This is a genomic window from Micromonospora sp. NBC_00858 (genome assembly GCF_045207365.1).
GTDB lineage: Bacteria > Actinomycetota > Actinomycetes > Mycobacteriales > Micromonosporaceae > Micromonospora.
In genome coordinates this window covers 2460570-2478186 of sequence record NZ_CP108828.1, presented here as the reverse complement: position 1 = coordinate 2478186, position 17617 = coordinate 2460570, and the positions used below count along the sequence as shown (strand labels likewise).

Genomic DNA, 17617 nt, shown 5'->3' with positions numbered 1-17617 from the left:
GACCCCCGCGCACGTTCCGTATTCGTGCCGGTAGGCTTCGCCGGTGCGTGGAATCCTACTTGCCGGTGGCACCGGATCGCGACTCTGGCCGATCACCCGGGCGGTGTCGAAGCAGCTGATGCCGGTCTTCGACAAGCCGATGATCTACTACCCCCTCTCCACCCTGGTGATGTCCGGGGTCCGGGAGATCCTGGTGATCACCACCCCGGAGGATCAGGGCCAGTTCCGTCGGCTGCTCGGCGACGGCAGCCAGTTCGGGCTGCGGCTGGAGTACGTCAGCCAGGAGCGCCCGGAGGGCATCGCGCAGGCGTTCATCCTCGGGGCGGACTTCATCGGCGACGAGTCGGTGGCGCTGATCCTCGGCGACAACATCTTCCATGGCGTCGGCCTGGGTCGGCAGCTCGCCGGCCACGGTGACCCGATCGGCGGTCGCGTCTTCGCCTACCAGGTGGCCAACCCGCAGGAGTACGGCGTGGTCGACTTCGACGCCGACGGTCGGGTGCTCTCGATCGAGGAGAAGCCGGCCCGGCCGAAGTCCCGTTACGCGGTGCCCGGCCTGTACTTCTACGACAACCGTGTGGTCGACATCTCCCGCAAGCTCACCCCGAGCGCCCGCGGCGAGCTGGAGATCACGGCGGTCAACGAGGTGTACCGGGAGACCGGGGAGCTGTCGGTGACCGTGCTGGACCGGGGCACCGCCTGGCTGGACACCGGCACGTTCACCTCGATGATGCAGGCCGCCGAGTTCGTCCGGGTGGTCGAGGAGCGGCAGGGTCTGAAGATCGGCTGCGTCGAGGAGGTGGCCTGGCGGGCCGGCCTGATCGACGACGCTCAGCTGCGCGCGCTGGCCGAGCCACTGACCAAGAGCGGCTACGGCGACTACCTGCTCGGCCTGCTGGCCGAGAAGAGCGGCGACGGGGGCGTCTGGTGAAGATCCGGGAGCTGAGCATCGAGGGCGCCTGGGAGATCACCCCGCAGCAGCACGGTGACCCGCGCGGCATGTTCATGGAGTGGTACCGCTTCGACCGGCTCGCCGAGGTGGTGGGGCATCCGCTGCGGCTGGCCCAGGCCAACCTGTCGGTCTCCGCGCGCGGTGTGGTGCGCGGCATCCACTTCGCCGACGTCCCGCCCGGGCAGGCCAAGTACGTCACCTGCGTGCGGGGCGCGGTGCTCGACATGGTGGTGGACCTGCGGGTGGGCTCGCCGACCTTCGGCCGCTGGGAGGGCGTCCGGCTGGACGACACCGACCGCCGGGCGGTCTACCTCAGCGAGGGGCTGGGGCACGGCTTCTGCGCGCTGACCGACGACGCGACGCTGAGCTACCTCTGCTCGACCACGTACAACCCGACCGGCGAGCACGCGGTGCACCCGCTGGACGAGGAGTTGGCCATCGAGTGGCCGGCCGACGTCCCGCAACTGTCCGCCCGCGACGACGCGGCGCCGACGCTGGCGCAGGCCCGCGAGCGCGGGCTGTTGCCGGAGTACGACAGCTGCCGGAGGTTCGTGGCGAGCATCGGACCGGACGGAATGTCGCACTCAGCCGGTATGTGACCGCACCCGGGGCACGACCTGTGCTGTGACAGTGACGAACCGGCCCTCCGGGCGGCTAATGTCACCTCATGGAGCGGCGAATCTTCGGCCTCGAGACCGAGTACGGCGTCACCTGCACCTATCGCGGGCAGCGGCGGCTGTCCCCGGACGAGGTCGCGCGGTATCTCTTCCGTCGCGTGGTGTCCTGGGGTCGGTCGAGCAATGTGTTCCTGCGCAATGGGGCCCGGCTCTACCTGGACGTCGGGTCGCACCCGGAGTACGCCACTCCGGAGTGTGACTCGGTGACCGATCTGGTCGCCCACGACCGGGCCGGCGAGCGGATCCTGGAGGGTCTGCTCGTCGACGCGGAGAAGCGACTGCACGACGAGGGCATCGCGGGTGAGATCTACCTGTTCAAGAACAACACCGACTCGGCCGGCAACTCGTACGGCTGCCACGAAAACTATCTGGTCTCCCGGCACGGCGAGTTCGGGCGGCTCGCCGACGTGCTCATCCCGTTCCTGGTCACCCGGCAGTTGATCTGCGGGGCCGGCAAGGTCCTGCAGACCCCACGCGGCGCGGTCTACTGCCTGTCGCAGCGGGCCGAGCACATCTGGGAGGGCGTCTCCTCGGCGACCACCCGCAGCCGCCCGATCATCAACACCCGCGACGAGCCGCACGCCGACGCCGAGCGCTACCGGCGGCTGCACGTGATCGTCGGTGACTCCAACATGAACGAGGTCACCACGCTCCTCAAGGTCGGCACGGCCGACATCGTGCTGCGGATGATCGAGGCCGGGGTGGTGATGCGCGACCTGTCGCTGGAGAACCCGATCCGGGCGATCCGGGAGGTGTCGCACGACATCACCGGCCGGCGCAAGGTCCGGTTGGCCTCCGGCAAGGAGGTCAGCGCGCTGGACATCCAGCAGGAATACCTCGCCAAGGCCACCGAGTTCGTGGAGCGCCGTGGCGGCGACCAGGCCGCCAAGCGAGTCGTCGAGCTGTGGGGCCGGGTGCTGAACGCGGTGGAGAGCGGGGATCTGGAGCCGGTCTCCCGGGAGATCGACTGGGTCACCAAGTTGCGGCTGATCGAGCGCTACCAGCGCAAGCACGACCTGCCGCTGTCGCACCCGCGGGTGGCGCAGATGGACCTGGCCTACCACGACCTGCGTCGCGGTCGCGGCCTCTACGGGCTGCTGGAGCGCCGTGGCGAGGTGGACCGGGTGGCGACCGACCCGGAGATCTTCGAGGCCAAGGAGACCCCGCCGCAGACCACCCGGGCCCGGCTGCGCGGCGAGTTCATCCGGCACGCCCAGGAGAAGCGGCGGGACTTCACCGTCGACTGGGTGCACCTGAAGCTCAACGACCAGGCGCAGCGCACGGTGCTCTGCAAGGACCCGTTCCGGGCGTACGACGAGCGGGTGGAGCGGTTGATCGCCAGCATGTGACCGGTGCGCCGGCCCCGGCGGTGGTGTCCGCCGGCGGGGCCGGCGCTTTCGGTAGGCTGGGCGCGCCATGACGACTTCTGGACCTTCCGACCGCCCCGAGCGCGGCACCGAGCGGCAGAACTGGGTCGAACGCCGCCGGGACAAGATCCGCGCCGAGATCGACCGCAACCGGCGCGGCGATTACACCGTGCCGACGTGGGTGCTGGCCCTGGCGCTGGTGCTCATCGTGGGCGGCTGGCTCGCCCTGATCTTCCTCGCCTGATCCCACGGGCTTCCTCGCCGGTCCCGCCGGCCGACACTCCGTACCGCGCCGGCGTCCCCGCCCTGGCCGGGCTTGCCGCGACGACGCCGCTTCCGCATCGGTGCCGGTGGCTGGCCCCGGGGGGCCACCGCTGGCCGATCGAAGCCCTGCCCCGCGACAAACGCCCCCTGGTGCGCTGACCGACGGCCGACCCGCTCCGGCCCAGAACCGGGCCGGGTCAGGGCAGCAGGGTGGCGGCGTGGCGGCCGGCCGCCGCGGCGGCGAGGAAGTAGGCGTGGTCGGCGTCGAGGCCACGGCCCATGGTGGACAGCGGCACGGCGCTGGCCCGCAGCGCCGCGTCGAGGCCGGTGACGGGCACTTGGACGATCCGGTGTCGGGCCGCCAGCGGGACCAGCGCCGCGTCCACCTCGGCGGCCAGCGCCGGGTCCAGGTCGTCGGGCACCACCAGCTCCGCCGGGGCGAGCGCCACCCGGCCGTACGCGGTGAGGCTGTGGTGGGACACGCCCCGGTGCCGGGGGCGGGGGTCGGCGGCGGAGATCCGCAGTGACCCGACCGGCCGGCCGCCCAGCGTGGCGATCGCGTTGACCGCCTCGCCGACGGCGACCCCGGAGAAGCCCCACCGGGTGCCCGTGCCGAGGTTGCCGGGCCCCTGCGCGACCACCGCCACGTCGGCGCGCAGCACGTACCGGGCGGCGAGCAGGCCGCCGTGCAGGGTGGTGGCCTCCAGGTCGCCGCCGAACGCCTGCCCGACGGTGATCGTCCCGGCAAGGTCGGCGCGCAGCCCGGCCAGGGTGCGGGAGAACCAGGCCGGCAGCGCCCCACCGTCGGTCAGCAGGTACGCCACCCGGGCGTGCGGGGCGTCGGCCCGGATGCCGGCCAGGATCGCCGGCAGAGCCGAGTGCAGGTCGGCGGTGACCACCGGCAGCCCGCCCAGGTCGTCGGCGTCGGCCAGGAGGTCCCGGTGCGGGGACGCCTCCTCGTCGACGCCGAGCAGCATCGGTTGCAGCGGGGTGTAGCGGGCCTTGACGAGGTGCCCGGTGTCGCGGGTGTCGCCGGAGGCCGGCGGGTCGGGCGGCAGCCGGTCCGGTAGCGCCACCACCAGGGCGTACCCGCCGGTGCCCAGCCCCATCAGCAGCGCACCGACGTTGAGCAGCACCCGGTCGCCGGGCTCGGGCGTGCCGACCAACTCCGGGTAGGCCAGCGCCCGCATGCGGGTGCCGTCGGGCAGGTCGACGTCGAGCTCCATCGCCCCGGTCCACTGCCGCCGCAGCGCCGCCACCGTCCCCGCCCGCCATCGCACCATGACGGGCACGCTAGCCGCGCGGGCCCGGCGTCCCGCGCCCGGGTGGTCCGGCGACGTGGTTCAGGTCGGGTCGGGTGCGCCGCCGGCGTCCGGGCTCGGGCCGGCCTGGGTGTTTCGGGCCTGGCCGCAGGCGCCGGGCAGCGAACGGGTCGGGTCGAGGAAGACGTAGCGGATCTCCGGGAACCGCCCGGTGAGCCGCCGCTCGGCCTCGTCGGCGGTGGCCTCGATGGCCGCGCCGGTGGCCTCGTCACGGAAATCGACCTTCGCGGCGACCAGGATGTCGTCCGGGCCGAGCTGCATGGTCAGCAGGGTGTCGATCCGCTCCACCTCGGGCAGCCCGGCCATCTCCTGCTCGATCACGCGGCGTAGCCGCTCCGGGACCGCGCGGCCGACCAGCAGGGACAGGTTGTTGCTGGCCAGGATCCCGGCGACCGTCAGCAGCAGCAGCCCGATCAGAATCGACGCGACGCCGTCCCACACCTCGTCGCCGGTGGCCTCGGACAGGCCGACCCCGAGCCCGGCCAGCAGCAGACCGATCAGCGCCGCGCTGTCCTCCAGGAAGACCGCCTTGACGGTGGTGTCGGCGGTCAGCCGCAGGAACCGCCGGGGAGTGGTCTTCCAGCGCCGGGACTCGCGGCGGACCTGCCGCACGGCCCGGGCCAGCGAGATGGACTCGATGACGAACGACACCCCCAGCACGATGTACGAGACCAGATAGTCGCCGCTGTGCTGGTGCACCAGGATGGTGGTGACGCCGTGGGTGACGGCGAAACCGGCGCCCGCGACGAAGGTGAACATGGCCGCGAAGAACGCCCAGACGTAGCTTTCCTTGCCGTACCCGAAGGGGTGCCGGGTGTCCGCGGGCCGGGCGCCCCGGCGCAGCGCCTGGTAGAGCAGCACCTCGGTGGTGGTGTCGGCGATCGAGTGTGCCGCCTCGGAGAGCATCGCGGCCGAGCCGGAGATCAGCCCGGCGATCAGCTTGGCCACCGCGATGGCGAGGTTGGCGGCGCCGGCGACGACCACGGTGCCGACGCTCTCGGTCTTGACGCCCGCTTCCGCCTTGACGCCCACTTCCGCCATGAGAGTCACCCTATGACCGGCGACGACACCCCGCCGGGCTGCCGGCCCGGACACCCCGATCCGAACAGATGTGCGGCACGCCCGCGCGGATGCACGTCCCGGGCGCGTCGGCTGCTAGCGTCTACCCGTGTCGCGGACCCGCACCGAACGCCTGGTCAACCTGGTGATCTGCCTCCTGTCCACGCGACGGTTCCTGACCGCCGCGCAGATCGCCGCGACCGTGCCCGGCTACGAGCACGATCCCGACGACGCGCGCGACCACGAGGCGTTCCAGCGCAAGTTCGAACGGGACAAGGCCGAGCTGCGTGAGCTGGGCGTGCCGCTGGAGACCGGAACGGCCAGCGTCTTCGACGCCGAGCCCGGCTACCGGATCGCCCATCGCGAGTACGCGCTGCCCGACATCCCCCTCGAACCGGACGAGGCCGCCGCGGTCGGCATCGCCGCGCGGCTGTGGCAGCACGCCGGGCTCGCCGCCGCCGCGTCATCCGGGCTGGCCAAGCTGCGCGCCGCCGGGGTGGACGTGGACCCGCAGGCCACCCTGGGCCTGGAGCCGATGGTCACCGTCGACCCGGCGTTCGCGCCGCTGACCGCCGCCGCCCGGGATCGCCGCGAGGTCGGCTTCGACTACCGGGTGCCCGACCGGGACGCGCCCAGCCGCCGCCGGCTGCAGCCGTGGGGCGTGGTCTGCTGGCGCGGCCGGTGGTATGTGGTCGGCCACGACCTCGACCGTGCGGCGACCCGTTGCTTCCGGCTGTCCCGGGTGGTCGGCTCGGTCCGGGTGACCGGCGCGGCCGGCGGATATCAGCCGCCGGCCGGCGTCGACCTGATCAGCCACGTGGCCCGCTGGTCCGGCCCGGTGGAGCGCACCGGCCGGGCCACCGTGCTGGCCGCACCGGGCCGGGCCGCCGGGTTGCGCCGCTGGGCGGTGGAGGTGACCGCCGGGACGGACGGTGACCGGCTGGTCCTGCCGTACGCCGACCCGGACGGGATCGCCGGCCACCTCGTCGGGTACGGCCCGGACGTGCGGGTGCTCGACCCGCCGGAGGTCCGCGAGGCGGTCATCCAGCGTCTCAAGGAGATCGCCGCCCGGCACGACGACCTGGCTGTCACCGGGGGTGCCCGGTGACCCGGCCGGCTGCCCGCGGCGGCTCCCGGGCCTCCGCCGACCGCCTGGCCCGGCTTCTGAACCTGGTGCCCTACCTGCTGGCGCGACCGGGGATTGAGGTCGCCGAGGCCGCCGGCGATCTGGGCGTCACCGAGCGGCAGTTGCGCGAGGACCTTGAGCTGCTCTGGGTGTGCGGGCTGCCGGGTTACGGCCCCGGTGACCTGATCGACATGGCCTTCGACGGCGATCGGGTGACCATCACCTACGACGCCGGCATCGACCGGCCGCTGCGGCTCACCCCCGACGAGGCGTTGGCCCTCGTGGTGGCGCTTCGGATGCTCGCCGAGACACCCGGGGTGGCCAACCGGGAGGCCGTCGAGCGGGCCCTCGCGAAGATCGAGGACGCCGGGGACCTGGTGGGCGCGCCGGTGGCGGTCCGGCTGCCGGGGGACACCCGGCGGGTGGAGGCGCTGCGCGCCGCCGTAGAGGGCGGCCGGGCACTGCGGATCACCTACTACACGGCGGCCCGGGACGAGACCACCGACCGTGTCATCGACCCGCTGCGGATGCTGATGGTTGGCGGCCGGGCGTACGTGGAGGCGTGGTGCCGGCGCGCCGAGGCGGTCCGACTGTTCCGGGCCGACCGGATCGACGCGATCACCGAGCTGGACGAGCCGGCCGCCGCGCCACCGCAGGCCGTCCCGCACGACCTCACCGAGGGTGTCTTCCGTCCCTCGCCCGACCTGCCGCTGATCACCCTGCGGATCGCCCGCAGCGAGCGGTGGATCACCGAGTACTACCCGTGCGAGCGGGTGGAGGCCGGCGACGGCGACCAGTGGCTGGTCTCGCTGCGGGTGACCGACCTGGGGTGGGCCCGCCGGTTCGTGCTCGGCCTCGGCCCGGACGTCACCGTGGTCGCCCCGGTCGAGCTGGCTGAGCAGGTCCGGGCGACGGCGGCCGCCGCGTTGGACGCGTACGCCGTGCCGGTGCCCACCGCCGCACCCCGGCGGCCCGAGGCCGACCAGGCGACGCCCGAATCCGCGACACCTGGCCCGTCCGACCGGGCGGGCGCGCCCTCGGGCGACCCGGCGGTGGCCGGCCGCACCCAGTAGGCTGACCGCCGTGCTGAAATGGATCGTGCTCGCGGTGGTGCTGCTCCCGCTCGTGGCGCTCGCGCTGGCCGTGCGTCCGGTGCTGACCCGGCTGCCCCGGCTGCGCCGCGCCGCGGCGGCGTTGCAGCGACGGGCCGCCGAGGCCGAAGGGCTGCGGGAGACCGCCGAGGCGCTGCAGCAGCGCGCCGAGGGTGTCCAGCGCCAACTCGACACCGCCCAACGGCGGCTCGCCGTGATCAAGGCCAAGCGCGGCTGATCGACCCCTGTCCACGGCGCCTCGAGCGGCTGCCCGGCGGGTGGTTGACGGATCATCCGCGTTGGTCAAGACTTCACCGGCCGGGCCGGACCATCACCCCCCGGCGGGTGGCGTCCCGCCGATCCGCACGTACGATGGGCTGCGTACCACCCCCCGGACACACAGAGCGACTGGAGCTTCTCATGGGTGCCCTCAAGCCGTGGCACATCGCGGTTCTCGTGGTTGTGCTGATCCTGCTCTTCGGTGCGAAGCGGCTCCCCGACGCTGCGCGCTCGCTGGGCCGTTCGCTGCGGATCATCAAGGCCGAGACCAAGAGCCTGCAGGATGACGACCGCGACCTCGCCGAGAAGGCCGACGCGCAGGCCGGCTACCAGCCGCTGCCGCCGCACGCCGGGCAGCCGCAGCAGGCGCCGTACCAGGCCCCGCCGCAGCAGCAGCCGGTCGTCGACCCGGTGCACCGCGTCCGCGACAACTGATCGAGAGGCCCGAGCACCGTGGCCTTCGCACTGCGTAAGCGCGGCCCAAGCAGTTTCGAACGGGCCGCCGACGGCTCGATGACGCTCATCGAGCACGTCCGCGAGCTGCGCAACCGCCTGTTCCGTGCCTCGCTGGCGATCCTGATCGGCTTCGGCATCGGCATCTGGCTGGCGACGCCGGTCCGGGTGCTGCTGTCGAAGCCGTACTGCGACCTTCCGGCGTCGATGGACCCGATCAGCGGGAAGTGCAAGTTCGTCCAGCTCGGCGTTGCGGACGTCTTCCTGTTGAACCTGAAGATCGGCCTGTGGGTGGGCCTGATCATCGCGGCGCCCATCTGGCTCTACCAGCTCTGGGCGTTCATCGCGCCCGGGCTGCACCGCAACGAGCGGCGCTATGCCTACATCTTCACGGCCCTGGCGGCGCCGCTCTTCGCCGCCGGTGCGGTGCTGGCCTTCTTCGTCACCACCAAGGGCCTCGAGTTCCTGCTGAATGTGTCCGGCGATGACATCTCGACCAACCTGGAAGTCACCCGGTACATATCGTTCGTCACCAACTTGATCTTGTTGTTCGGGGTGGCGTTCGAGTTCCCGCTGATCGTGCTGATGCTCAACTTCGTGGGCCTGGCCAGCGGGAAGAAGCTGCTCGGTTGGTGGCGGGTGGCGATCTTCGTGTTCTTCGCCTTCTCCGCCGTGGTGACCCCCACCCCGGACCCGTTCGGGATGACCGCCCTGGCGCTCTGCCTCTCCGCGCTCTACTTCGCCGCGGTCGGGGTCGCGTTCCTCAACGATCGCCGGCGGGGGCGCGGCAAGGAGGTCTATGCCGGCCTCGACGACGACGAGGTGTCGCCGCTGGAGCACGATGCCGAGCCGGTCGAGGCCGGGCAGCGGATCGACATGGCCACGCCGGTCGGCGCAGCCGATCCGATCGCCCCACCGGCCCCGATCGAACGTCGCTACGACGACATGACCTGACGGCCCCGCGCCGCCCGGTCCGCCGACGCCGTCCCCGCTTGCCCGGGGGCGGCGTCGCCGCATGTGCCGGCGACGAGACCGCCACCCCCGCTGCACCGTGCGCGCGGACGCCGGCACCGATGGTGACGTCGCCGCCCCCGGTGACCGGCGGGCATCCGACCGGTTACGGTGCTGCCCGTGACCGCAGACGATCACCCGCCCGGCCCGCACACCGGGGGTCCCGTCGCCGTGCTCATCAACTCGACGGCCGGACGGGGACGGCACCGCGCCCTGCTGCCCCGGCTGCTCGACGGGCTGTCCGCCGCCGGCCGACCGGTCCGGCTGCTGTCGGCGTCCAGTCCCGGCGAGGCGGAGGCGGCCTGCCACGCCGCGGTAGCCGACGGCGCCGGTGCGCTGGTCGCGGTCGGCGGGGACGGGACCGTGCACCGGGCGCTGCAGGCTGTCGCCGGCACCGATGTGCCGTTCGGCGCGGTGCCGGCCGGCACCGGTAACGACTTCGCCCTCGACACCGGCTTCCCGGCCGATCCGCTGGCGGCGGTGACGGTGATCGCCGAGGCGCTGCGCGCCGGCCGGAGCCACCTCGTCGACCTCGCCTCGATGACCGGCGCTGACGGCGTCCAGCGCTGGTACGGGGCGGTCCTCGCGGCCGGATTCGACGCGATCGTCAACGAGCGGGCCAATCGGATGCGCTGGCCGCGTGGCCCTCGCCGGTACGACCTGGCGATCCTCGTCGAGCTGGCGCGGTTGCGGCCCCGCCGGTACACGCTGCGCCTGGACGGCGAGCCGCACGAGTTGGACGCGGTGCTGGTGGCGGTGGGCAACTGCCCGACCTACGGCGGGGGGATGCGGATCTGCCCCGACGCCGACCCGACCGACGGGCTGCTCGACGTGGTGGTGGGTGGCCGGATCAACCGGCGCACCCTGATCCGGGTCAAGCCGCGCATCTACCAGGGCACCCACGTCAGCCACCCCCTGGTCCGCACGTACCGGGCACGGACGGTGGAGCTGACCGCCGAGGGCATCACCACCTACGCCGACGGCGAGCGCTCGCTGGACCTGCCGGTGACGATCACTGCCGTGCCGGGCGCCCTGCGGCTGCTGCGCTGACCCGTACCGCGCCGATGCTGGCCGCGATGACCAGCACGATGGCGGCGCACTCCAACAGGGTCAACGCCTGCCGCAGCACCAGCCAACCGGCCAGCGTGGCGATGGCCGGGCCGAGGCTCATCAGCACCGCGAACGTGGCCGTGGGCATTCGGCGCAGCGCCAGCAGCTCCAGCGTGTACGGCAGCCCGGAGGCGAGCACCGCGAGGGCCGTGCCGAGCGCCAGCACGGCCGGGTCGAGCAGCGCGGCGCCGCCGTCGATGATGCCGAGGGGCAGGGTGACGAGCGCGGCGAGGGTCAGCGCCAGGGCCAGCCCGTCCGCGCCCGGGAACCGGCTGCCGACCCGGGCGCTGAGCACGATGTACGCGGCCCACATGGCGCCCGCGCCGAACGCGAAGGCCACCCCGGCCGGGTTCAGCCGGTCGAAGCCGCCCTGCCCGAGCAGCGCCACCCCGGCCAGCGCCAGCCCCGCCCAGCACCAGCTGGCCAGCCGGCGGGCGGTGAACACCGACAGCGCCAGTGGGCCGAGCACCTCCAGGGTCACCGCCGGGCCCAGCGGGATCCGCTCGATGGCCTGGTAGAACAGCGAGTTCATGCCGGCCAGTGCCAGCCCGAACGCGCCCGCCGCAGCCCAGGCCGCCCGGTCGTGGCCGCGCAGTCGGGGCCGGCAGACGATGAGCAGCAGCACGGCCGAGATCGTCAGTCGCAGGGTCACCGCGCCGGCCACCCCGCTACGCGGGAAGAGCAGGGCGGCCACGGCGGAGCCGAACTGCACCGACAGCGCCCCACCGAGCACCATGCCCACCGCGCCGACGCCACCGGCTCGGCCGGTCGGCGCGGGAGCGGGTGTCGGCCGGTCGGGCAGCAGGGTGTCGGTCACGGTGGCGACGCTAGGGGACGCGGCGCGGGGGAGGGAAATGCCGGTTCCACTGCGGTTATTCTCCCCAGTTATGACCGTGGAGCTGCGGCACCTGCGTGCCTTCCTGGCCATCGCCGAGGAGGGCAGCATCACCCGTGCCGCCGGGCGACTCCGGGTCACCCAGCCCGCGCTGTCGCGCACGCTCCGCCAGCTGGAGGATCATCTGGGGATCCGGTTGGTCGACCGGTCCACCCACCATCTGCACCTGACCCCGGCCGGCCGGTCGCTGCGTGACCGGGCCGCCGCCGCGGTCGCGGCCGTCGACGACGTGCTGGACCCGGGGTACGCCGCCGGGCGCCCGCTGCGGCTCGGGCACGCCTGGTCGGCGCTGGGCGGACACACCGTCACCCTGCTGCGCCGGTGGCGGCGCGCCCACCCCGACACGCCGCTGGAGTTGCTCCGCATCGACGACCGCAGCGCAGGGCTGGCCCGGGGCGCCGTGGACGTCGCGGTGCTGCGCCAGCCGGTCGATCTGCCCGACGTACGCACCGTGCGGTTGCTCACCGAGCCCCGGCTGGCCACCGTGCCGGCGGACAGCCCGTTGGCCGAGCGGGCCGTGCTCACCCTGGCCGACCTGGTCGACCAGCCGCTCGCGGTGAACACCGCCACCGGCACCACCACGCTCGACCTCTGGCCGGCGGGCGCCGCGCCGGCGACCGTGGTGCCGGTGGTGAACACCGACGACTGGCTCGCCGCGATCAGCGCCGGTCGGGCGGTCGGGGTCACCACCTCCGCGACCGCCGCGATGTATCCCACTCCGGCGGTGGCGTACCGGCCACTCACCGACGCTCCCGACATCACCGTGCTGCTGGCCTGGCGGCACCCGCCCCGACACCCGGGCGTCGCCGACCTGGTCGCACTCGCCCACGAGGTCGTCGCCGGCTGACCGCACCGCCTGGTGTGATGACCCGGTGAGCCCGGGCCGATCAGGCGCGCTCAGGCCGTCAGGGCCAGGTCCAGCACGGCGCCCAGCCCGTTCTCCCGGCCGGGGTCGGCGGCCGGCAGCACCAGCACCGCGCAGCCGGCGGCCACCGCGCCCGCGTCCGCCGGCGAGTCACCGACCATCAGCGTCTGCTCCGGGTCGACGCCGAGCATCCCGCAGGCGCGCAGGAAGATCGCCGGATCGGGCTTGCACCGCCCCACCTCGTACGAGAGCACGAACGCGTCCACCAGCCCGGTCAAGCCCCAGGCGTCGAAAAGCGGCCGCAGGTCGAAGCCGATGTTGCTGACCACCCCCACCCGCACGCCAGCGTCGCGCAGCGCGCTCAGGGTGGGGGCGGTGTCCGGGTACGGCACCCAGCCCTCGGCGATCAGCAGTCGCTCGTACAGGGCGTCGGCGAACCCCTCGATGCCCGCGTCGACGGTCTCGGCCAGCCCCGTGTACGCGCCCCGGTGGGCGTGCTCGTAGAGATCCCGGTCGGACCACAGCTCGGCCAGCCGTGGTGGCACCCGGGCCGGCAGTGGGCCGCCCGCTCGCCCGGCGGTCAACAGCCGGTCGGCCAGCGAGGTGGCCCGGACCCGATCCAGGGTGACCCCGCACGCCGCCGCGGCCGACAGCACCCATTGTCGGGGCTCCTCCACCTGCGCCAGGGTGCCGTGGAAGTCAAAGAGCACCGCCTTGACGGGCCGTCGGGACGCCCGGGGGGCGGCGGCGTCTTCGGCGCTGCCCGGCGGACGAGTCAGGGGCGGTTCGGCATGGTCCGGCACGCCGTGCACCCTACCGACCGCCCCCGGCGGCGCCTCCAGACGGCCTTGTCGGGTGTCCTGTCCCGGCACGCACTAATCTTGGAACCATGTCGAGCCCCGCCGAGCGGTACGTCGCGGCGCGCCGCCGGGCCGCACAGGCCTCAGAGTTTCCGGCGCTGGACGAGTTCGCCCTTGACCTGGGGTTCGACCTCGACGACTTCCAGCGGGAGGCGTGTCAGTCCCTGGAGCGGGGCAGCGGGGTGCTGGTGTGCGCCCCCACCGGAGCCGGCAAGACCGTGGTCGGGGAGTTCGCCGTACACCTGGCGCTGCGCGGGCGGCCCGGCGACCCGGCGGCGTCCGACGATCCGGCGACCCCACCGGTCCGGCGCAAGTGCTTCTACACCACGCCGATCAAGGCGCTGTCCAACCAGAAGTACCACGACCTGGTCGCCCGGTACGGCGCCGCGCAGGTCGGTCTGCTCACCGGCGACAACGCGATCAACGGCGACGCGCCGGTGGTGGTGATGACCACCGAGGTGCTGCGCAACATGCTCTACGCGGGCTCCAGCACGCTGCAGGGGCTGGCCTACGTGGTGATGGACGAGGTGCACTACCTCGCCGACCGGTTCCGCGGCGGGGTGTGGGAAGAGGTGATCATCCACCTGCCCGCCTCGGTCACCCTGGTTTCGCTGTCGGCGACCGTCTCCAACGCCGAGGAGTTCGCCGACTGGCTGGTCACCGTGCGCGGCGAGACCGCCGTGGTGGTCAGCGAGCACCGGCCGGTGCCGCTGTGGCAGCACATGCTGGTCGGCAAGCGGATGTTCGACCTGTTCCACGACGCCGACGCCGCCCGCAAGCACGACGTGCACCCGGAGCTGCTGCGCTACACCCGCGACACCGTCCGCCGCCTGGAGCTGGGGGAGGGGCGCAGCGCCGGACCCGGCGCCGGCCGGCGCGGGCCGCGCTGGCGTGGCCCGATGCGCCCGGACATCGTCGACCGACTGGACCGTGAGGGTCTGCTGCCGGCGATCCTGTTCATCTTCAGCCGGGCCGGCTGCGCCGCCGCGGTGCAGCAGTGCCTCGCCGCCGGGCTGCGGCTCACCTCGCCCGAGGAGCGGGCCGAGATCCGCCGGGTGGTCGAGTCCCGGGTCACCGCCATCCCCGGCGAGGACCTGTCGGTGCTGGGCTACTGGGAGTGGCTCGACGGGTTGGAGCGCGGCCTGGCCGCCCACCACGCCGGCATGCTGCCGGTGTTCAAGGAGATCGTCGAGGAGCTGTTCGTCCGGGGCCTGGTCAAGGCGGTCTTCGCCACCGAGACCCTCGCGCTGGGCATCAACATGCCGGCCCGCTGCGTGGTCCTGGAGCGGCTGGTCAAGTACAACGGCGAGGCACACGTCGACCTGACCCCGGGGGAGTACACCCAGCTCACCGGGCGGGCCGGCCGGCGCGGCATCGACGTCGAGGGGCACGCCGTGGTGGTGTGGTCCCCGGAGACCGACCCGCGGCACGTGGCCGGGCTCGCCTCCACCCGCACCTACCCGCTGCGCTCCAGCTTCCGGCCCTCGTACAACATGGCGGTGAACCTGGTCGGCACGGTCGGCGCGGAGCCGGCCCGAGCCCTGCTGGAGTCCTCGTTCGCCCAGTTCCAGGCGGACCGGTCGGTGGTCGGCCTGGCGCGGCAGGTGCAGCGCAACACCGAGACCATCGAGGCGTACGGCGCGGAGGCCGCCTGCCACCACGGCGAATTCGACGAGTACTTCGCGCTGCGGGTGGCGATCGCCGACCGGGAGAAGGCCATCGCCCGGCAGGGGCAGTCCCAGCGCAAGGCCGCCGCGGTGGCGTCTCTGGAGCGGCTGCGGATCGGTGACGTGATCCGGGTGCCGTCGGGCCGGCGGGCCGGGCTGGCCGTTGTGCTGGACCCGGCGACCGGCGGGTTCGGCGAGCCCCGGCCCCTGGTGCTCACCCAGGACCGTTGGGCCGGGCGGGTCAGCCCCGGCGACTTCACCACCCCGGCCGAGGTGCTGGCCCGGATCCGGGTGCCCAAGCACTTCAACCACCGCTCGCCGGGCGCCCGGCGCGATCTCGCCGCCGAGGTCAGCGGCACCGGCCTGGACCGGCACGGCGGCCGACGCGGTGGCCGCTCCCGGCAGGTGACCGGCGAGGACCACCGGCTCACCCAGCTCCGCACCGAGCTGCGCAACCACCCGTGTCACGCCTGCCCGGAGCGGGAGGAGCACGCCCGCTGGGCGGAGCGGCGCCGGCGCCTGGAGCGTGACACCGAGGAGTTGCGCGAGCGGGTCTCCGGGCGTACGGGCTCGTTGGCCCGGACCTTCGACCGGATCGTCGCCCTGCTGACCGAGCGCGGCTACCTCGCCCGCGACGGCGCGGTCACCGACGCCGGTCGGACGCTCGGCCGGATCTGGACCGAGGCGGATCTGCTGGTCGCCGAGTGCCTGCGCCGTGGTGTGTGGGACGGGCTCACCCCGGCCGAGCTGGCCGCCGCGGTGTCCGTGGTGGTCTTCGAGGCGCGCCGCGACGTCGACGAGCGGGCGTCGCTGCCCCGCGGGCCGGTGGCCGACGCGGTGGACGAGACGCTGAAGCTGTGGGGCGAGATCGAGGCCGACGAGGCGGCGCGCGGCCTGACCGCGACCCGGGAGCCCGATCTCGGCTTCGCCTGGCCGGTCTTCCGGTGGGCCCGAGGCGAGGCGCTGGCCAAGGTGCTCGGCAGCGGACACGAGATCGACGGGGAGATGCCGGCCGGTGACTTCGTCCGGTGGGCGCGGCAGGTGGTCGATCTCCTCGGTCAACTTGCCGACTCCGGCGGCGCGTCGCCGGAGCTGCGCTCCACCGCCCGGCAGGCGATTTCGGCCATCAACCGGGGCGTGCTGGCCTACCACACCTCCGCCTGATCATCACTTTCGGTCATCGCCGCTGAGCAATCGACGCATCACACGGTCACCGCAACAGCACCCCCCGAATTGGGCCCGGGGTGCTGTTGCGCCTGCTCCGGGCACCCTCGATCATTGCCCGGGCGCTTCCGTACGCGCCGGTAACGAATGGGGAGAAGGCCGCCGTGGCGGAGATCAATCACTTTGAGTACGGGTGGATCACACCCGCGCTGAGCTACGCGCTGTCCGTCCTCGGTTCGGTCCTCGGGCTCATCTGCGCCGGGCGTATCCGTACGGCCGGAACCGCCGGCCAGCGTGCCTGGTGGGGGCTGCTGGCCGCCTGGGCCATCGGCGGCACCGCCATCTGGGCGATGCACTTCATGGCCATGCTCGGCTTCGCCGTCGACGGCACCCGGATCCGGTACGACGTGCCGCTCACCGCAGCCAGTACGGTCATCGCCGTGGTGGCGGTCGGCATCGGTCTGGCCATCGTGGGCACCGGCCGGCTGAACCCGGTACGGCTGGTCGCCGGCGGCATCTTCACCGGTGTCGGCGTGGCCGCCATGCACTACACCGGGATGGCGGCGATGCGCCTGAACGGCAGCCTCGGCTACGACACCACCCGGGTCGCGCTCTCGGTGGTGATCGCGGTCGTGGCGGCCACCGTCGCGCTGTGGCTCGCCATGAGCGTCCGCCGGCCGCTGGCGATCTTCGCTTCCGCGCTGGTCATGGGCGTCGCCGTGAACGGCATGCACTTCACCGGCATGAGCGCCCTCTCGGTGCACCAGCACGAGGCTGAGGGTGGCGTGACCGATGTGGCCGGCACCGGGATGGGCACCCTGCTGGTGCCAATCGTGTTGGCGGTGATCTTCGGAGTGGTCGGTCTGCTCTACGCCCTGCTCGCCGCGCCGACCGACGACGACCGGGCCGCCGCCGCGTACCTGGACGCCCGGCGGGCCCCGGAGTCGGCTGTCGCGCCGCCCACCGCCGCCCCGGACCCGGTCGGGCTGCGCGCCCGATCCACTCTCGGTCAGCCCGGCACGCCGTTCCCGTCCCGGCGGGAGATGCCGCCCCGCTGACGCCGACTGTGAAACGATGGAAGACGTGGGAGCTGCGAAAACTGGTATGCCTGCAATCTCGCCGCTGGCCGGCGAGCCGATCAAACGCGCCGATGCCGAGCGGCTCGCGGGAGTGCTGAAGGCATTCGCCGACCCGGCCCGGCTGCGACTGCTCAGTCTGATCCAGGCCGCTCCGCAGGGCGAGGCGTCCGTGACTGACCTCACCGCGCCGCTTGGCCTCTCCCAACCGACCGTGAGTCATCACCTTCGGATCCTCACCGAGGCCGGCCTGCTCGAGCGCGAGAAGCGCGGCGTCTGGGCGTACTACCGCCTTGTGCCCTCCGCGATCGCGGCAATCGCCGACCTGCTGACGCCGCCTCGCAAGCGGGCAACGAAGAAGACCCGCTGAGCGCCACCA

General features: G+C 73.3%; 18 protein-coding genes. 14 read left to right on the top strand and 4 right to left on the bottom strand.

The window, feature by feature from the left end; translation table 11 throughout:
• The first annotated feature begins 43 nt into the window (after nucleotides 1–43).
• The 4 genes from rfbA (at nucleotide 44) to OG990_RS11660 (ending at nucleotide 3240) form a co-directional block, all read left to right on the top strand.
• Complete coding sequence (rfbA, locus tag OG990_RS11675; RefSeq protein WP_406080366.1) at nucleotides 44–931, top strand: glucose-1-phosphate thymidylyltransferase RfbA; 888 nt, start codon at nucleotides 44–46, stop codon at nucleotides 929–931.
• The gene (locus OG990_RS11670; RefSeq protein WP_328416873.1) at nucleotides 928–1551 is read left to right on the top strand and encodes a dTDP-4-dehydrorhamnose 3,5-epimerase family protein; all 624 of its coding nucleotides are present in this window, start codon (nucleotides 928–930) and stop codon (nucleotides 1549–1551) included. Before rfbA ends, OG990_RS11670 begins: the two co-directional genes overlap by 4 nt.
• Nucleotides 1552–1619: 68 nt before the next feature.
• Nucleotides 1620–2978: a Pup--protein ligase gene (gene pafA / locus OG990_RS11665; RefSeq protein WP_328416871.1), complete on the top strand. Its 1359-nt coding sequence runs from the start codon at nucleotides 1620–1622 to the stop codon at nucleotides 2976–2978.
• Between the two features lie 67 nt (nucleotides 2979–3045).
• Nucleotides 3046–3240, top strand: a complete 195-nt coding sequence (locus OG990_RS11660; protein WP_355604758.1) for a hypothetical protein — start codon at nucleotides 3046–3048, stop codon at nucleotides 3238–3240.
• A 217-nt stretch (nucleotides 3241–3457) separates the two neighbouring features.
• Here OG990_RS11660 and OG990_RS11655 read toward each other — a convergent pair whose 3' ends face one another.
• Nucleotides 3458–4543, bottom strand: a complete 1086-nt coding sequence (locus OG990_RS11655; protein WP_406080364.1) for a DUF3866 family protein — start codon at nucleotides 4541–4543, stop codon at nucleotides 3458–3460.
• Nucleotides 4544–4603: 60 nt separating this feature from the next.
• A complete protein-coding gene (locus OG990_RS11650) occupies nucleotides 4604–5623 on the bottom strand; it encodes a cation diffusion facilitator family transporter (protein ID WP_406080363.1) in 1020 nt (339 codons plus the stop codon).
• A gap of 127 nt (nucleotides 5624–5750) precedes the next feature.
• On the opposite strand from OG990_RS11650, the gene OG990_RS11645 reads away from it, so the two are divergent.
• The 6 genes from OG990_RS11645 to OG990_RS11620 all read left to right on the top strand — a co-directional run bounded on the left by OG990_RS11645 (nucleotide 5751) and on the right by OG990_RS11620 (nucleotide 10651).
• Nucleotides 5751–6749 (top strand): WYL domain-containing protein, encoded by a 999-nt coding sequence (locus tag OG990_RS11645; RefSeq protein WP_328416862.1) that lies wholly within the window; start codon nucleotides 5751–5753, stop codon nucleotides 6747–6749.
• Nucleotides 6746–7840, top strand: a complete 1095-nt coding sequence (locus OG990_RS11640) for a helix-turn-helix transcriptional regulator (RefSeq protein WP_406080362.1) — start codon at nucleotides 6746–6748, stop codon at nucleotides 7838–7840. The genes OG990_RS11645 and OG990_RS11640 overlap by 4 nt, the downstream gene beginning before the upstream one ends.
• 10 nt (nucleotides 7841–7850) lie before the next feature.
• The gene (locus OG990_RS11635) at nucleotides 7851–8096 is read left to right on the top strand and encodes a hypothetical protein (RefSeq protein ID WP_328416858.1); all 246 of its coding nucleotides are present in this window, start codon (nucleotides 7851–7853) and stop codon (nucleotides 8094–8096) included.
• Nucleotides 8097–8278: 182 nt separating this feature from the next.
• Nucleotides 8279–8572, top strand: a complete 294-nt coding sequence (tatA, locus tag OG990_RS11630) for a Sec-independent protein translocase subunit TatA (protein WP_252414657.1) — start codon at nucleotides 8279–8281, stop codon at nucleotides 8570–8572.
• Nucleotides 8573–8590: 18 nt separating this feature from the next.
• Nucleotides 8591–9544, top strand: coding sequence for a twin-arginine translocase subunit TatC (gene tatC / locus OG990_RS11625; RefSeq protein ID WP_328416852.1), 954 nt, complete (start codon nucleotides 8591–8593; stop codon nucleotides 9542–9544).
• A gap of 168 nt (nucleotides 9545–9712) precedes the next feature.
• Nucleotides 9713–10651 carry a diacylglycerol kinase gene (locus tag OG990_RS11620; protein WP_406080361.1) on the top strand — a complete coding sequence of 313 codons (939 nt, stop codon included), beginning with the start codon at nucleotides 9713–9715 and terminating at the stop codon, nucleotides 10649–10651.
• Here the strand turns inward: OG990_RS11620 and OG990_RS11615 are convergent.
• Nucleotides 10614–11528 carry an EamA family transporter gene (locus tag OG990_RS11615; RefSeq protein WP_328416848.1) on the bottom strand — a complete coding sequence of 305 codons (915 nt, stop codon included), beginning with the start codon at nucleotides 11526–11528 and terminating at the stop codon, nucleotides 10614–10616. The genes OG990_RS11620 and OG990_RS11615 overlap by 38 nt on opposite strands.
• Nucleotides 11529–11598: 70 nt before the next feature.
• On the opposite strand from OG990_RS11615, the gene OG990_RS11610 reads away from it, so the two are divergent.
• Nucleotides 11599–12453 carry a LysR family transcriptional regulator gene (locus OG990_RS11610; RefSeq protein WP_328416846.1) on the top strand — a complete coding sequence of 285 codons (855 nt, stop codon included), beginning with the start codon at nucleotides 11599–11601 and terminating at the stop codon, nucleotides 12451–12453.
• Nucleotides 12454–12503: 50 nt separating this feature from the next.
• On the opposite strand, the gene OG990_RS11605 is transcribed toward OG990_RS11610, so the two are convergent.
• Entirely contained in the window at nucleotides 12504–13274 is a 771-nt protein-coding gene (locus tag OG990_RS11605) for an HAD family hydrolase (protein WP_386991274.1), read from the bottom strand.
• 86 nt (nucleotides 13275–13360) lie between these two features.
• Here OG990_RS11605 and OG990_RS11600 point away from each other — a divergent pair, with 86 nt between their 5' ends.
• From OG990_RS11600 to OG990_RS11590, 3 genes are all read left to right on the top strand, one after another.
• Nucleotides 13361–16162, top strand: coding sequence for a DEAD/DEAH box helicase (locus OG990_RS11600; protein ID WP_406080358.1), 2802 nt, complete (start codon nucleotides 13361–13363; stop codon nucleotides 16160–16162).
• Between the two features lie 164 nt (nucleotides 16163–16326).
• Nucleotides 16327–17220 (top strand): MHYT domain-containing protein, encoded by an 894-nt coding sequence (locus OG990_RS11595; protein WP_406080356.1) that lies wholly within the window; start codon nucleotides 16327–16329, stop codon nucleotides 17218–17220.
• Nucleotides 17221–17236: 16 nt separating this feature from the next.
• Nucleotides 17237–17608 carry a metalloregulator ArsR/SmtB family transcription factor gene (locus tag OG990_RS11590; RefSeq protein WP_328416840.1) on the top strand — a complete coding sequence of 124 codons (372 nt, stop codon included), beginning with the start codon at nucleotides 17237–17239 and terminating at the stop codon, nucleotides 17606–17608.
• The last annotated feature ends 9 nt before the right edge of the window (nucleotides 17609–17617 follow it).

Excerpts from the sequence above, each read along its gene's own strand:
- OG990_RS11655 (WP_406080364.1), bottom strand. The coding sequence starts at position 4,543 with ATGGTGCGATGGCGGGCGGGGACGGTGGCGGCGCTGCGGCGGCAGTGG.
- OG990_RS11610 (WP_328416846.1), top strand. The coding sequence starts at position 11,599 with ATGACCGTGGAGCTGCGGCACCTGCGTGCCTTCCTGGCCATCGCCGAG.
- OG990_RS11600 (WP_406080358.1), top strand. The coding sequence starts at position 13,361 with ATGTCGAGCCCCGCCGAGCGGTACGTCGCGGCGCGCCGCCGGGCCGCA.
- OG990_RS11660 (WP_355604758.1), top strand. The coding sequence starts at position 3,046 with ATGACGACTTCTGGACCTTCCGACCGCCCCGAGCGCGGCACCGAGCGG.
- OG990_RS11650 (WP_406080363.1), bottom strand. The coding sequence starts at position 5,623 with ATGGCGGAAGTGGGCGTCAAGGCGGAAGCGGGCGTCAAGACCGAGAGC.
- pafA (WP_328416871.1), top strand. The coding sequence starts at position 1,620 with ATGGAGCGGCGAATCTTCGGCCTCGAGACCGAGTACGGCGTCACCTGC.
- OG990_RS11590 (WP_328416840.1), top strand. The coding sequence starts at position 17,237 with ATGGAAGACGTGGGAGCTGCGAAAACTGGTATGCCTGCAATCTCGCCG.
- tatA (WP_252414657.1), top strand. The coding sequence starts at position 8,279 with ATGGGTGCCCTCAAGCCGTGGCACATCGCGGTTCTCGTGGTTGTGCTG.